Annotated in this window: 9 protein-coding genes and 3 pseudogenes; 7 read left to right on the top strand and 5 right to left on the bottom strand. The window is 66.6% G+C overall.

What is annotated here, in order from left to right; translation table 11 throughout:
• The first annotated feature begins 177 nt into the window (after positions 1-177).
• The 7 genes from C1N62_RS22265 to C1N62_RS22295 are packed head-to-tail and all read left to right on the top strand — an operon-like array spanning position 178 to position 7,154.
• Positions 178-1,161, top strand: a complete 984-nt coding sequence (locus tag C1N62_RS22265; protein ID WP_137765925.1) for an ABC transporter substrate-binding protein — start codon at positions 178-180, stop codon at positions 1,159-1,161.
• Positions 1,162-1,191: 30 nt separating this feature from the next.
• On the top strand, positions 1,192-2,037 hold the full coding sequence (locus C1N62_RS22270) for an ABC transporter permease (protein ID WP_137765926.1): 846 nt from the start codon (positions 1,192-1,194) through the stop codon (positions 2,035-2,037).
• On the top strand, positions 2,037-2,798 hold the full coding sequence (locus C1N62_RS22275) for an ABC transporter ATP-binding protein (protein WP_137765927.1): 762 nt from the start codon (positions 2,037-2,039) through the stop codon (positions 2,796-2,798). The genes C1N62_RS22270 and C1N62_RS22275 overlap by 1 nt, the downstream gene beginning before the upstream one ends.
• A 15-nt stretch (positions 2,799-2,813) precedes the next feature.
• A complete protein-coding gene (gene hisD, locus C1N62_RS22280) occupies positions 2,814-4,142 on the top strand; it encodes a histidinol dehydrogenase (protein WP_137765928.1) in 1,329 nt (442 codons plus the stop codon).
• Positions 4,135-5,430, top strand: a complete 1,296-nt coding sequence (locus C1N62_RS22285; RefSeq protein WP_137765929.1) for a hypothetical protein — start codon at positions 4,135-4,137, stop codon at positions 5,428-5,430. Before hisD ends, C1N62_RS22285 begins: the two co-directional genes overlap by 8 nt.
• Positions 5,431-5,433: 3 nt before the next feature.
• Entirely contained in the window at positions 5,434-6,399 is a 966-nt protein-coding gene (locus tag C1N62_RS22290; RefSeq protein WP_137765930.1) for a zinc-binding dehydrogenase, read from the top strand.
• Positions 6,396-7,154 carry a glucose 1-dehydrogenase gene (locus tag C1N62_RS22295; protein ID WP_137765931.1) on the top strand — a complete coding sequence of 253 codons (759 nt, stop codon included), beginning with the start codon at positions 6,396-6,398 and terminating at the stop codon, positions 7,152-7,154. The genes C1N62_RS22290 and C1N62_RS22295 overlap by 4 nt, the downstream gene beginning before the upstream one ends.
• On the opposite strand, the pseudogene C1N62_RS22300 reads toward C1N62_RS22295, so the two are convergent.
• From C1N62_RS22300 to C1N62_RS23670, 5 genes and pseudogenes are all read right to left on the bottom strand, one after another.
• Positions 7,136-8,289, bottom strand: a pseudogene (locus tag C1N62_RS22300) (alpha-hydroxy acid oxidase). The gene C1N62_RS22295 and the pseudogene C1N62_RS22300 overlap by 19 nt on opposite strands.
• Positions 8,286-9,398, bottom strand: coding sequence for a histidinol-phosphate transaminase (gene hisC / locus C1N62_RS22305; protein WP_137765932.1), 1,113 nt, complete (start codon positions 9,396-9,398; stop codon positions 8,286-8,288). Before hisC ends, C1N62_RS22300 begins: the two are co-directional and overlap by 4 nt.
• 56 nt (positions 9,399-9,454) lie before the next feature.
• Positions 9,455-11,137, bottom strand: coding sequence for a urocanate hydratase (gene hutU / locus C1N62_RS22310; RefSeq protein WP_137765933.1), 1,683 nt, complete (start codon positions 11,135-11,137; stop codon positions 9,455-9,457).
• Between the two features lie 12 nt (positions 11,138-11,149).
• Positions 11,150-11,929, bottom strand: a pseudogene (locus tag C1N62_RS23665) (aromatic amino acid lyase); the annotation flags it as partial.
• A 105-nt stretch (positions 11,930-12,034) separates the two neighbouring features.
• A pseudogene (locus tag C1N62_RS23670) lies at positions 12,035-12,803 on the bottom strand (aromatic amino acid lyase); the annotation flags it as partial.
• Between the last annotated feature and the right edge of the window lie 33 nt (positions 12,804-12,836).

Consider the following 12,836-nt stretch of genomic DNA (forward strand, 5'->3'; position numbering starts at 1 on the left):
GCGAGTGCCAGCGGCTGGTGCGCTGCACCGCCTCTTTGCACTAAAAGTGAGCAGCGCAATTATCGAGGCATGATACGGCAAGGCTTAACCAGCTGGCATTCACCTTGCATAGCACTTGTATATACATGCCCAGATCACTACGGGCCTTGCCGATAACCTAGACAGAAGGACACCATCATGCTCTCTCCCCGCGTAATGAATACCTCCTTTGCCGTGCTGTGCTGCGTAGGGCTGCTGCCGGCAACCTTTGCCGTGTCGGCGGCGGACACGGCGGGCATTAAAATGGGCGTCGAGCCTTGGCTGGGGTATGGCCAGTGGCATATCGCCGCCAGCCAAAAGTTGTTTGCACAGCAGGGGCTAAAGCAGGTGGAGGTGATCAACTTTGCCGAAGACAAAGACATCAACGCTGCGCTGGCGAGCGGGCAGATTGACGCGGCCAATATCGCCACCCACACCGCCATCGGCATGATCTCGGCGGGTCTGCCGGTCAAAATCGTCCTGATGCTCGATCAGAGCAATACCGCTGACGCCATGCTCGGCAGCAAGGAGATCGCCAGCCTGAAGGATTTGAAGGGCAAGCAGGTCGCCTATGAGGAGGGCACCACCAGCGACATCCTGTTGCGCAGCGCGCTGGCCTCGGCGGGCCTGACCTATGCCGACATCCAACCGGTGCCAATGCCCGCCGCCTCGGCAGGCAGCGCAATCATTGCCGGGCGGGTGCCGGTAGCGGTCACCTATGAGCCTTACCTCACTGCCGCCAAACAGGGCGACGCTGGCCTGAAGATGCTCTACAGCGGTGCCTCCGATCCCGGCCTGATCAGTGACGTGCTGGTGGTGCGGGAGGAGTTCATCGCGCAGCACCCGGAGGGCATCAAGGCGCTGATCAAAACCTGGAACAGCGCGCTGGATTACTACCGGGCGAATACCCAAGAAGGGCGCGCCATCATCGCCAAGGCGGTCGGCGCGTCGCCAGCGGAACTGGATAGCGCCTTCGACGGCGTGCACTACTACTCCCTGGCAGATAACAAAACGCTGCTCTCCCATGACTTCACCGAGAAAACCTTCCCCCACCTGCTGAAGGCGGCCACCGAGGCGGGCATCGTCAGCCAGCCGGTGACGCCGCAACAGACCATCGACGCCAGCTTTGTTAACGGCCTGTAGTGGCGGGGCGCCAGCCTATTCGGAGGATATATGAGTTCGCTTGAACTGCAGAGTGTGAACCCGCGGGCCAAAAAGCGCCGTCGGCGCCATGACCTGCTGACCATCGGGAAGACGCCCAGCCGGGCGCAGTTCCTGACCCTCTCCATCGCGGTGTTCGCCCTGCTGCTGCTGGCCTGGTGGCTGGCGACGGCCAGCGGCGCCATCAAACCCCTCTTCCTGCCGGGCATTGAGCGGGTCTGGCACCAGATGGTGACGCTGGCGGCCAACGGCACGCTGCTCAATGACCTTGAGAGCAGCCTGTATCGCATGGCGATTGCGTTTGCCATTTCGTCGGTGATGTCGATTGTCATCGGCGTGCTGGCCGGCTGCTACGGGCTGGTCAAGGCCATCGTGGAGCCGCTGGTTGATTTTATCCGCTACATGCCGGTGGTGGCCTTCGTGCCGCTGACCATCCTGTGGACCGGCACGGATGACATCCAAAAATTCCTGGTGATCTGGATTGGCACCTTCTTCCAACAGGTGCTGATGATGATCGATGCGGTGAAGCGCGTGCCGCCGGATTTCATCGGGCTGGGCCGCACCCTCGGCTTGCCAGACCGCAAGATTTTGCTGCGCATCGTCATCCCCTCCGCCCTGCCGGCGATCTGGGACGCGCTGCGCATCAGCCTTGGCTGGGCGTGGACCTGGCTGGTGCTGGCGGAACTGGTCGCCTCCACCTCCGGGCTGGGCTACCGCATCGTGGTCTCCCAGCGCTACTTCCAGACCGACACCATTATCGGCTACATCCTGCTGCTGGGCCTGCTCGGGCTTATCACTGACCAGATCATGCGCGCCGCCGAGCGCGTGCTGTTCCGCTACAACCGGAGGCGCAGCTGATGGCGACCCTGACAATCAACAAGCTGGAGAAGAGTTTCCCCTCAGGCGCGACCCGTCACCGGGTACTGCGCGGCATCGACCTGACGCTGAATGACAATGAGTTCGTCTCAATCGTCGGCACCTCCGGCTGCGGCAAAAGTACCCTGCTGTCGATTGCCGCGGGGCTGGAGGAGTTCGACGAGGGCGAAGTGCTGGTCGATGGCGAGCCTATCCAGGGGGCCGGGCTGGATCGCGGCGTGGTGTTCCAGTCCTATACCCTGCTGCCGTGGCTGACGGCGCGCGGCAACATCGAATTTGCCCTGAAAGCGGCGGGCACCCCCGCCAACCAGTGCCGCGAGATCGCCCAGCAGCATCTGGAACTGGTGAAGCTTGGCCACGCCGCCGATCGCTGGCCCAGCGAGCTATCTGGCGGCATGAAGCAGCGGGTGGCCATTGCCCGCGCGCTCTCCTACCGGCCAAAAATCCTGCTGATGGATGAGCCGTTCGGCGCCCTCGACGCCATGACGCGCCACCAGATGCAGCAGTTGCTGATTGAGATCTGGGAGACGCACCGGCTGACGGTGATGTTCGTCACCCATGACATTGAAGAGGCGGTCTGGCTCTCCGATCGCATTGTGGTGATGGGGCCGGGTCATATCGACTCGACGTTCGACGTCGGCCTGCCGCGCCCGCGCCATCAGAACATCCAGCGCGTCCCGGCGTTCATGGAACTCCAGCAGGACGTGCTCAACCGCATCCACCAACACACCCTGGCCCACTGAAAATAAGGAACCCGTATGTCTGTCTCATTCCACGATCTGTCGGCCTCGGCGCAGTTGCCGGCGGCGCTGTTCACCCGCACCGAGTCCGATCTCTCTTTCTTCGCTGGCAAGGTGCAACCGATCATTGAGGCGGTGCGCGAAGAGGGCGACCGGGCGCTGATCCGCTTTGGCCGCGAGTTTGACGGCGTCCAGCCGGACACTTTCCCGCTGCGCGCGCAGGAGCACGAGTTTGACCAGGCGTTCCAGCGGCTGGCGCCGGAGGTGATTGAGGCGATCCGCTATGCGGTGGAGAACGTGCGGGCCTTCCATGAGGCGCAGAAGCCCGAGGAGATGTGGTGGAAGGAGATGCGGCCGGGCGCGTTTGCCGGCGATCGGCATGTGCCGATTGATGCGGTGGCCTGCTATGTGCCGCGCGGCAAAGGCTCCTTCCCCAGCGTCTTGATCATGACCACCGTGCCCGCCGTGGTTGCCGGGGTGCCGCGCGCGGTGGTGATCACGCCGCCCGGCCCGGATGGCACGGTGGATGACGCAACGCTGGTGGCCGCGCGGCTGGTCGGCATCACGGAGGTCTACAAGTGCGGCGGCGCGCAGGGCGTGGCAGCGGTGGCCTACGGCACCGAGAGCGTGCCGAAGTGCCTGAAAATCGTCGGCCCCGGCAGCCCGTGGGTGGTGGCGGCGAAGCGCCAGCTCTCCCACCTGATCGATCCGGGCGTGCCAGCTGGCCCCAGCGAAAGTCTGATCCTGGCGGATGACTCCGTGAGCGGCGCGCTGGCGGCGCTGGATCTGCTGATTGAGTCCGAGCATGGGCCAGACTCCTCCGCCTATCTGGTCACCTCGAGCCGCCGGGTGGCGGAGGAGGCGATGGCAGCACTGCCCGGCTACTGGGCGCAGATTGGCGAGAAGCGCGCCCGCTTCTCCCAGCAGGTGCTGGGTGGCCAGCACGGCGGCGTGGTGCTGACCAAGGATTTCGCCACCGCCGTGGCATTCGTCAACCAATATGCGCCGGAGCACCTCGAGATCCTCGCCGAGGAGCCGATGGCAGTGATGCCCCAGATCCGCAACGCCGGTGAAATCCTGCTCGGCCCACATACGCCGATTGCGCTCGGCAACTTTGTGCTGGGGCCAAACGCGGTGCTGCCGACCAACGGTGCCGCCAAAACGGCCGGGCCGCTCTCGGTGTTCGACTATATGAAACGCATCTCCGTCGGCTACGTTACCCGCGCTGGCTATCAGGAACTGGCGACGCAGGCGAAGCGGCTGGCGGAGTATGAGGGCTTCCCCGGCCATGCCCTGGCGGTCTCCGGGTTGCGGCACGCGCTGCTGAAGGAGGGCCACCATGAGTGAGCAACCGCGCGCGCCGCTGGCCGCGGAGGCGCGGCGGCTGACGCAGCAGGGGGAGTGGGCGCAAGCCAGCGAGAAGCTGGGCCAGCTGATCGCCGAGGTGACCGGCGTGGCGGTGAGCGGCCTGCACATCAACCGCGACCAGTACAGCCTCAACTCCCTGAATGGCCGCGTGTCGCTCGCCGACCAACGCACGCTCTTTTTCAAATATCACCACGAGGAGGGCGAGGAGCAGACCATCGGCGAGTACTACCGCGCCGGGCTGCTGCGCCGCCACGGTTTCCGGGTGGATGTGCCGCTCTACGCCTGCGGTGAGCCGGGCCGCCAGATCCTGCTCTACGCCCTACGGGATGAGCGGCGGCTGGCCGATGTCTGTTATGACCTGGAGTCCCGTGAGGCGTGGCCCGCGATGGCGGAGGTGGTGGAGGCGCAGTGCCGCGCGGACGCGGAGATCCTGGCGCACACCCTGCCGACGCTGCGGCAGGCCAGCGCCAGCGAGGTGGCGGCGGAGTCGATCCACCAGCTGTTCTGGCACCGGTTGGTTTCGCCGGGGCAGCCAGCCGGGCTGGGCGGCCGGGTGGCGCGTTTTTACGTGGGCCAGCCCTTCCCGTTGGGCGACCTCACCCTGCCGTGGCAGACGCTGAGCACGCTGCGCTGGCGCATCAACGGCGTGATGTACCCCGACACCCTGCAACAGCTCTTCCTCGCCGCGGGCCAGCATCTGGCCCCTTCTGCGCTGGCCGGGCATGGCGTGGTGGTGGCGCACGGCGACGCCCACAACGCCAATGTCTGGTATGCCACGCAGGCGGGGCAGCCGCAGCTGGTCAGCTTCGACCCGGCCTTCGCTGGCAGCCATATCCCCGCGCTGCTGGCGGAGATCAAGGCCACGTTCCATAACATCTTCACGCACCCCTGCTGGCTCTATGAGCCGCATCAGGCGGTAGAGCGTTACCGGGTCACGGTGACGCGTGAGGGCGACGTGCTGGACGTCCGGCATGACTGGCACCTGACCCCGCTGCGCGCGGCGTTCCTGCACAGCAAGGGGGAGCGCTACTGGCGGCCGCTGCTGGCGGAACTGCGTGGCCGGGGCTGGTTGCCCGACAACTGGCAACAGATTATGCGTCTGGCGCTGTTTTGCTGCCCGACGCTGGTGATGAATCTGCGCGCAGGCGCGTCCAGCGCCCACAACCCCACCAGCTCCGCGTTGGGGCTGGCGATGGCCGTGATGCTGGGCAGCCGAGGCGAGGATGATTTTTCCCGCTGGCTGGACAGCCTGCTGACTGAGGAGTGAGCCATGAGGGCGGTACAACTGTATGGGATTGGGCAACTGGCCGTGGGGACGAAAGCCGCCCCGCGGCTCGCGCCCGGCCAGGTGCGCGTTCGGGTGCGGGCAGCGGGCATCTGCGGTTCGGACATCCACAACTACCGCACCGGGAAGTGGCTGGCTACCCTGCCGGTGACGCCAGGCCATGAGCTGTTTGGCGAGGTGCTGGAGGCGGCGGCGGACGTGACCGGGTTCGCGCCGGGCAGCCGGGTGGTGGCTGACTCTCGCGTCTGGTGCGGCCAGTGCGAAGCGTGCCAGCAGAATGCGCACAACCTGTGCGCCTCACTGGGCTTTGTCGGCGAGGTGTGTGACGGAGGGTTCGCTGAGCAGGTGGTACTGCCCGCGCGCAGCCTGTTGCCGGTGCCAGAGGCAGTGCCCGACGATGTGGCGGTGCTAAGCGAGCCGCTCGGCGTGGCGCTCAGGGTGCTCAACCAGCTGCGCGCGCCGCCGGGCAGCCGGGTACGCGTTGCCGGTGGCGGCACCATCGGCGGGCTGGTGGCGCTGCTGCTGCGCCGCACCGGCCAGTGCCGGGTTCAGCTGAGTGAGCCAAATGCCGAGCGGCGCGCGCGTCTGGCGGCGTTGGTGCCGCTGGAGGAGGCCAGCCCGTACGATTTTGCCGTCGAGGCGACCGGCCAGATGGCGGTGCTACGGGAGCTGGTGGCGGGCATCCGCCCCGGCGGGCGCATCGCGCTGGTGGGGATCTTCCACCATGTCGCCGAGCTGGATTGCAATCTGCTGGTGGAGCGCGAAATCACCCTGACAGGCTGTAGCGTCTTTCGCGATGAGCAGCGGCAGGCGCTGGGGCTGATGGCGGGTATGGCGGAGGATCTGCGCACGCTGATGGCACCCCCCGTCCCGCTGGAGGCGGTGCCAGCGGCCTACGAGGCGCTGATCGCTGGCCGCTCCTCCTACCTGAAAACAGTGGTGGCCCCATGACGGTGATGGCGCGTTTCTCCCTGCAAGGCAAACGGGCGGTGGTCACCGGCGGCACCCGTGGCATTGGTTTTGCCCTCGCCTGCGCGCTGGCCGAGGCAGGCGCGGCGGTGACCATTACTGGGCGGCAGCCCGCCACGCTGGCGACGGCGGTGGCCGCGCTGCGGGCGCAGGGGCATCAGGCCGAGGGCCGCGTGCTGGATGTCACCCAGACCGCCGCGATCCGCCACTGTCTCAGCGACTTGGGCGAGGTGGACATTCTCATCAACAATGCTGGCATGGAGCAGATCTGCCCCTCGCTGGACGCGGATGAGGCGCTCTGGCAGAGCATCATCGACACCAACCTGCGGGGTGCCTTCTTCTGCGCCCAGACGGTGGCGCGCGGCATGGCCCAACGGCAGGGCGGTACCATCATCAACCTCTGCTCGCTGACCAGCGCGGTGGGCGTGCCCGGCGCGGCCGCCTATGGCAGCTCCAAATCCGGGCTGGCCGGGCTGACCCGCGCCCTGAGCACCGAATGGGCGGCGCAGGGCATCCGGGTCAACGGCATCGCGCCGGGCTATTTTGAGACGGAGATGACGGCGGTGTTCTATCAGGATGAGGCGTGGGTGCGCGGGATGCAGGCCCGCATCCCGCTCGGGCGCTTTGGGGAGCTGGAGGATCTGGCCGGGGCGGTGGTCTTCCTTAGCTCGCCTGCCGCACGCTACATCACCGGCCAGATCCTCTATGTGGATGGCGGTTATCTGGCCGCCATCTGACCGGCGGCCTCCACCAGCAGCCCGGCGTGCAGATCACGGAGCGAGGTGCAGCCGAGCTGCGCCAGCGTGCGGTCAATCTCCTGCACCAGCGCGCTGAGGGTGCGGGCGGCCAGCGCCTCGCCGCCCGCCGCCACCGCATAGAGCAGCGGCCGCCCAATCAGCACCGCGTTGGCCCCCAGCGCCAGCGCTTTCACCACATCGGTGCCGCGCCGGAAGCCGCTGTCGATCAGCAGGGTAAAGTCCGGGCCAACCGCCGCCCGCACGTCGGCCAGCACCAGCATCGGGCTGAGCGTGCCATCCAGCTGCCGGCCGCCGTGGTTTGACAGCACCACCCCCTGCGCGCCCAGCCGCTGGGTGATCAGGGCATCCTCTGGCGTCATGATGCCCTTGACATAGAGTGGCCCGCGCCACAGCCCGCGGATCCAGGCTAGTGTCTCCCAATTCAGTGCCGCATCCATCTGGCTGGCAAAGTAGGCCGCCCCGCCGACGCCCTTCTGCTGTTCCGGCGGCAGGTAGGGCGTCAGGTTGCCAAAGCCGGGCATCCCCTGCGGCACCAGCGTGCGCCATACCCAGCCGGGGTGGGCGGCAATATTCGCCAGCGCCGGTAGGGAGAGGGCCATTGGCCGCCGGTAGTGGCGCTTGTCGCGCTCGCGGTTGCCAAAGTGGACGGCATCCACCGACACCACCAGCGCGCTGCAACCGGCCTGCTGCGCCCGGCGCAGCAGATCCTGCGTCACCTGCCGATCCTTGAGGACATAGAGCTGGAACCAGCGCTCGCCCCGGCTTCGCTGATCTCCTCCAGTGAGGCGGTCGACACAGTGCTCTGGATATGCCCAATCCGCTGCTGGGCGGCGGCGCGGGCGAGCATCAGATCGGCCCGGTGACGCAACATGCCGTTGTAGCCGGTCGGGGCCACCAGCAGCGGCGCAGCCAGCCGGGCGTTGCCCAGCGTGGTCGCCAGATCGCGGGCGCTGGCGTCCTTCAGCATGGAGGGCTTGAACAGCCAGCGGTCAAACACCGCCGTATTGTGCCGCAGCGTCTTTTCATCCTCCGCCCCGCCATCCACATAGTTGAAGGCAAAGGCGGGCAGTACCCGCCGGGCCTGACGGCGCAGATCCGCCGCATTGAGAATCATGGCAATGCCCTTACGGCGGCGAGGAAGCGCGCGTTGTCCTCGACGCTGCCTACCGATACCCGCACCCAGTCGGTGTAGTGGGGTTCCAGCCAGGGTTTGACGATGATGCCGCGCGCCAGCAACGCGTTGGCGAAAGCTTTGCTGTCGCCGTGGATGCGGAAGAACAGGAAATTGGCCTCGGAGGGGGCGACCTGGTAGCCCAGCGCCGTCAGGGCATCGTGCATCGCCTGCCGCTGTGCCGCGACCAGCGCCACGCTGGCGCTGACATGGGCGTCATCGGCCAGTGCCGCCAGCGCGGCCGCCTGTGCCGACCGGTTGATGTTGAAGGGGGTGCGGACGCGGTTGATCACCTCCACCAGCGCCGGATCGCTGGCGATGCCATACCCCACCCGCAATCCTGCCAGCCCGTAGGCCTTGGAGAAGGTACGCAGCACAATCCACGGCCGGGACTGCGCGGCCAGCAGCGCCAGACTGTCAGGGTAGTCCGGCAGGTGGCGGCAATACTCAAAGTAGGCCTCATCAATCACCAGCAGGCACTCCTCGGGCGCGCTGGCGATAAGGCTCTGGAACGCGGCGGCGCTGAGCGTGCAGCCGACCGGGTTTGAGGGGTTGCTCAGGATCACCATTTTGGCCGGCTGGCTGAGCGCCGCCTGCCACGCGGGCAGGTCAAACGTCATCTCGGGGGTGACGGCCACCAGATCGACCTGTCCGCCCATCATCTGCGGGTAGATCTGGTGCAGCCCGAAGGAGGGCAGCAGCGTCACCACCCGGTCGCCCGGATTGATGAAGGCGAGGCAGAGCAGCTTCAACAGCTCCTCCGAGCCGTTGCCGACCACCAGCGCGTCCACCCCGGCACCGGTTTTCACCGCCAGCGCCTGACGCAGCGCCAGGCTGGCGGAGTCGGGGTAGATGGCCGTGCTGGTCTGCGCCGCCGCGAGGGCATCGGCCACCGCCGGGCTGGCGCCAAGGGGGTTCTCATTGCTGGCGAGCCGGGCGATGTGGTCAACCCGGTAAGTCGCACGCACGGCCTCATCTGACAATCCGGCGTTGTACACCGCAAGCTGTCTGGCCTCCGTCCGGGCCAGCTTTTCAATCTGATTCTGGGACATGGGGTCTCCCGTACAACGTGAGCAGGAAACGGCCGGCAGAACCGGCCGCGACAGGGTCAGTCAATCATCGGCAGGTTCAGCTGATGCTGGCGCGCGCAGGCCTGTGCCTGCTCATAGCCAGCATCGGCATGGCGCATCACCCCCGTGGCCGGATCGTTCCACAGCACCCGCGCAAGGCGGGCGTCCGCCGCCTCGCTGCCGTCGCAGACGATGACCACCCCAGCGTGCTGGGAGAAGCCCATGCCCACCCCGCCGCCGTGGTGCAGGCTGACCCAGGTCGCGCCGCCAGCGGTGTTCAGCAGCGCATTGAGCAGCGGCCAGTCGGAGACTGCGTCTGAGCCGTCGCGCATCGATTCGGTTTCACGGTTCGGCGAGGCGACGGAGCCGCAATCCAGGTGATCGCGGCCAATCACCACCGGCGCTTTCAGTTCGCCATTGCGCACCATCTCATTGAACGCCAGCCCGGCCAGATGGCGCTCGCCCAGTCCCAGCCAGCAGATGCGGGCGGGCAATCCCTGAAAGGCGATGCGCGCCTGCGCCATCTCCAGCCAGCGGTGCAGGTTGGCGTTATCGGGGAACAGTGCTTTTAGCTTGGCATCGGTTTTGTAGATGTCCTCCGGGTCGCCTGACAGCGCCACCCAGCGGAATGGCCCCTTGCCTTCGCAGAACAGCGGCCGGATGTAGGCTGGCACGAAGCCGGGGAAGTCAAAGGCGTTCGCCACGCCCTCCTCCAGCGCCACCTGGCGGATGTTGTTGCCGTAGTCCACGGTCGGGATGCCCATCTCATGGAAGGCCAGCATCGCCCTGACATGCTCCGCCATCGAGGCACGCGCCGCGCGCTCCACCGCTTTTGGGTTCTCCTGACGCTGCTGCTGCCACTGTTCAACGCTCCAGCCGATGGGTAGGTAGCCGTTGACCGGATCGTGGGCGGAGGTCTGGTCGGTGACGATGTCCGGCCTGCTGCCGCCCGCCTGCGCGCGTGCCACCAGCTGCGGCAGGATCTCCGCCGCGTTGCCCAGCAGCCCGACGGAGATGGCGTCACCGGCTTGGGTGGCGCGCTCAATCAGCGCCAGCGCCTCCTCCAGCGTGTGGGCCTTGTGGTCGAGGTAGCGGGTGCGCAGGCGGAAATCGATGCGCGACGCCTGACACTCAATCGCCAGCACGCAGGCCCCGGCCAGCACCCCGGCCAGCGGCTGCGCGCCGCCCATCCCACCCAGCCCGGCGGTCAAAATCCAGCGCCCACTGAGGTTGCCGCCATAGTGCTGGCGGCCCGCCTCGGCGAAGGTTTCGTAGGTGCCCTGCACGATGCCCTGCGCGCCAATGTAGATCCAGGAGCCGGCGGTCATCTGGCCGTACATCATCAGGCCAGCGCGATCCAGCTCGTGGAAGTGATCCCAGTTGGCCCAGTGGGGTACCAGATTGGAGTTGGCAATCAGCACCCGCGGGGCGTCGGCGTGGGTGCGGAACACCCCGACCGGCTTGCCCGACTGCACCAGCAGCGTCTCATCCTCCTTGAGCAGTTGCAGCGAGCGCAAAATCTGCTCGAAGCACGCCCAGTTGCGCGCCGCCTTGCCGATGCCGCCATACACCACCAGATCCTCCGGGCGCTCTGCCACCTCAGGATCGAGGTTGTTTTGGATCATGCGGTAGGCCGCCTCAATCAACCAGTTGGCGCAGTGCAGCGTCGTCCCGTGCGGCGCGCGGATCTCACGTGCCACCGCCTTGCGAATCTCGGTCATCTCTCTCTCCTGTCAATGTTGCGAATGGCTGGGCAGTAAGCGGGCAATCACCTGCGGCCACGCCGGTTGGCTCGCCCAGAGGCGCATGGTTTCAATGTCTGGCGCCATCAGCCGGTCTTGCTCCAAAAACGCCACCTTCTCGCGCAGCGCCGACAGGATCGCTTCCAGCGGCGCGGAGCTTTTGAGCGGGCGGTGAAAATCGATCCCTTGCGCGGCGGCCATCGCCTCTATCCCGACCACCGCGGCGGTGTTGAAGCACATCGCCCCCAGCCGGCGGGCGGCGTAGGTCGCCATCGAGACGTGATCCTCCTGATTGGCGGAGGTGGGCAGGCTATCGACGCTGCCGGGGTGCGCCAGCGACTTGTTTTCGGAGGCCAGCGCGGCGGCCGTGACCTGGGCGATCATAAAGCCGGAGTTGACGCCGCCATCGTTGACCAAAAAGGGCGGCAGGCCAGAGAGGCCAGTGTCCAGCATCAGCGCCATGCGCCGTTCGGAGATGGCACCAATTTCGGCCACCGCCAGCGCGATAATGTCGGCGGCAAAGGCCACCGGTTCGGCATGGAAGTTGCCGCCGGAGATCACCTCCCCGCTGTCGGTAAACACCAGCGGGTTATCCGACGCGGCGTTAGCCTCGGTCTGCAATACCCCGGCGGCGTAGCGCAGGTTGTCGAGGCAGGCACCCATCACCTGCGGCACGCAACGGATCGAGTAGGGGTCTTGCACGCGCCCGCACTGGGCGTGGGAGACCACAATCTCACTGCCAGCCAGCAGCGCGGCGACGGCACCCGCCACCTCCATCTGCCCGCGCTGGCCGCGCGCCTGATGGATGCGGGCATCAAAGGGCTTCACTGACCCCTTGATCGCCTGCCAGCCAGCAGCGCGGCGACGGCACCCGCCACCTCCATCTGCCCGCGCTGGCCGCGCGCCTGATGGATGCGGGCATCAAAGGGCTTCACTGACCCCTTGATCGCCTCCAGCGAGAGCGCGCCAGCCACCAGCCCGGCGGCAAACACCTTCTCCGCCTCAAACAGCCCGCGCAGCGCCAGCGCCGTCGATACCTGGGTACCGTTCAGCAGCGCCAGCCCCTCTTTCGGCCCCAGCACAAAGGGCGACAGGCCAACGCTCGCCAGCGCCTGTGTGGCGTCCATCAGCTCGCCCTTGACGCGTACCTGTCCCTCCCCGAGCAGCATCAGGGAGAGGTGCGCGAGGGGGCGAGATCGCCTGACGCGCCCACCGATCCCTTCTCTGGGATACAGGGCATGATGCCGGCGTTGTAGAGGGTGATTAGCGCGTCAATCAGCGCCGGGCGCACGCCAGAGTAGCCACGGCCAAGGCTGATGATTTTAGTGGCCATCACCAGCCGCACCACGTTGTCTGGCAGCAGGTCACCCAGCCCGACGCTGTGGGAGAGCACCAGATTGCGTTGCAGCTCCGCCAGCCGCCCGCTGGGGATGGTGGTTTGCGCCAGTTTGCCAAAGCCGGTGTTGATGCCATACACCACCTTGCCGGAGGCGACAATCTCCTCCACCGTGCGCTGGGCGGCGATCACCTGCTGGCGCGCGCCCTCCGCCAGGCTCAGCGTGACCCCGCCGTGATAGATAGCGTTGAGCGTCGCCAGATCCACCTCACCTGGCTGCAAGCAGCATGTTTGCGCTGAGAAAGACATAATGACTCCTGTAGAGACGACCTGACCGGGTAG

This window comes from Nissabacter sp. SGAir0207 (assembly GCF_005491205.1).
Taxonomy (GTDB): domain Bacteria; phylum Pseudomonadota; class Gammaproteobacteria; order Enterobacterales; family Enterobacteriaceae; genus Chimaeribacter.

What these genes read in the sequence shown, in the direction of transcription:
- C1N62_RS22270 (WP_137765926.1), top strand. Translation starts at nt 1,192, where the DNA reads ATGAGTTCGCTTGAACTGCAGAGTGTGAACCCGCGGGCCAAAAAGCGC.
- hisD (WP_137765928.1), top strand. Translation starts at nt 2,814, where the DNA reads ATGTCTGTCTCATTCCACGATCTGTCGGCCTCGGCGCAGTTGCCGGCG.
- hutU (WP_137765933.1), bottom strand. Translation starts at nt 11,137, where the DNA reads ATGACCGAGATTCGCAAGGCGGTGGCACGTGAGATCCGCGCGCCGCAC.
- C1N62_RS22265 (WP_137765925.1), top strand. Translation starts at nt 178, where the DNA reads ATGCTCTCTCCCCGCGTAATGAATACCTCCTTTGCCGTGCTGTGCTGC.
- C1N62_RS22285 (WP_137765929.1), top strand. Translation starts at nt 4,135, where the DNA reads ATGAGTGAGCAACCGCGCGCGCCGCTGGCCGCGGAGGCGCGGCGGCTG.
- hisC (WP_137765932.1), bottom strand. Translation starts at nt 9,398, where the DNA reads ATGTCCCAGAATCAGATTGAAAAGCTGGCCCGGACGGAGGCCAGACAG.
- C1N62_RS22275 (WP_137765927.1), top strand. Translation starts at nt 2,037, where the DNA reads ATGGCGACCCTGACAATCAACAAGCTGGAGAAGAGTTTCCCCTCAGGC.
- C1N62_RS22290 (WP_137765930.1), top strand. Translation starts at nt 5,434, where the DNA reads ATGAGGGCGGTACAACTGTATGGGATTGGGCAACTGGCCGTGGGGACG.
- C1N62_RS22295 (WP_137765931.1), top strand. Translation starts at nt 6,396, where the DNA reads ATGACGGTGATGGCGCGTTTCTCCCTGCAAGGCAAACGGGCGGTGGTC.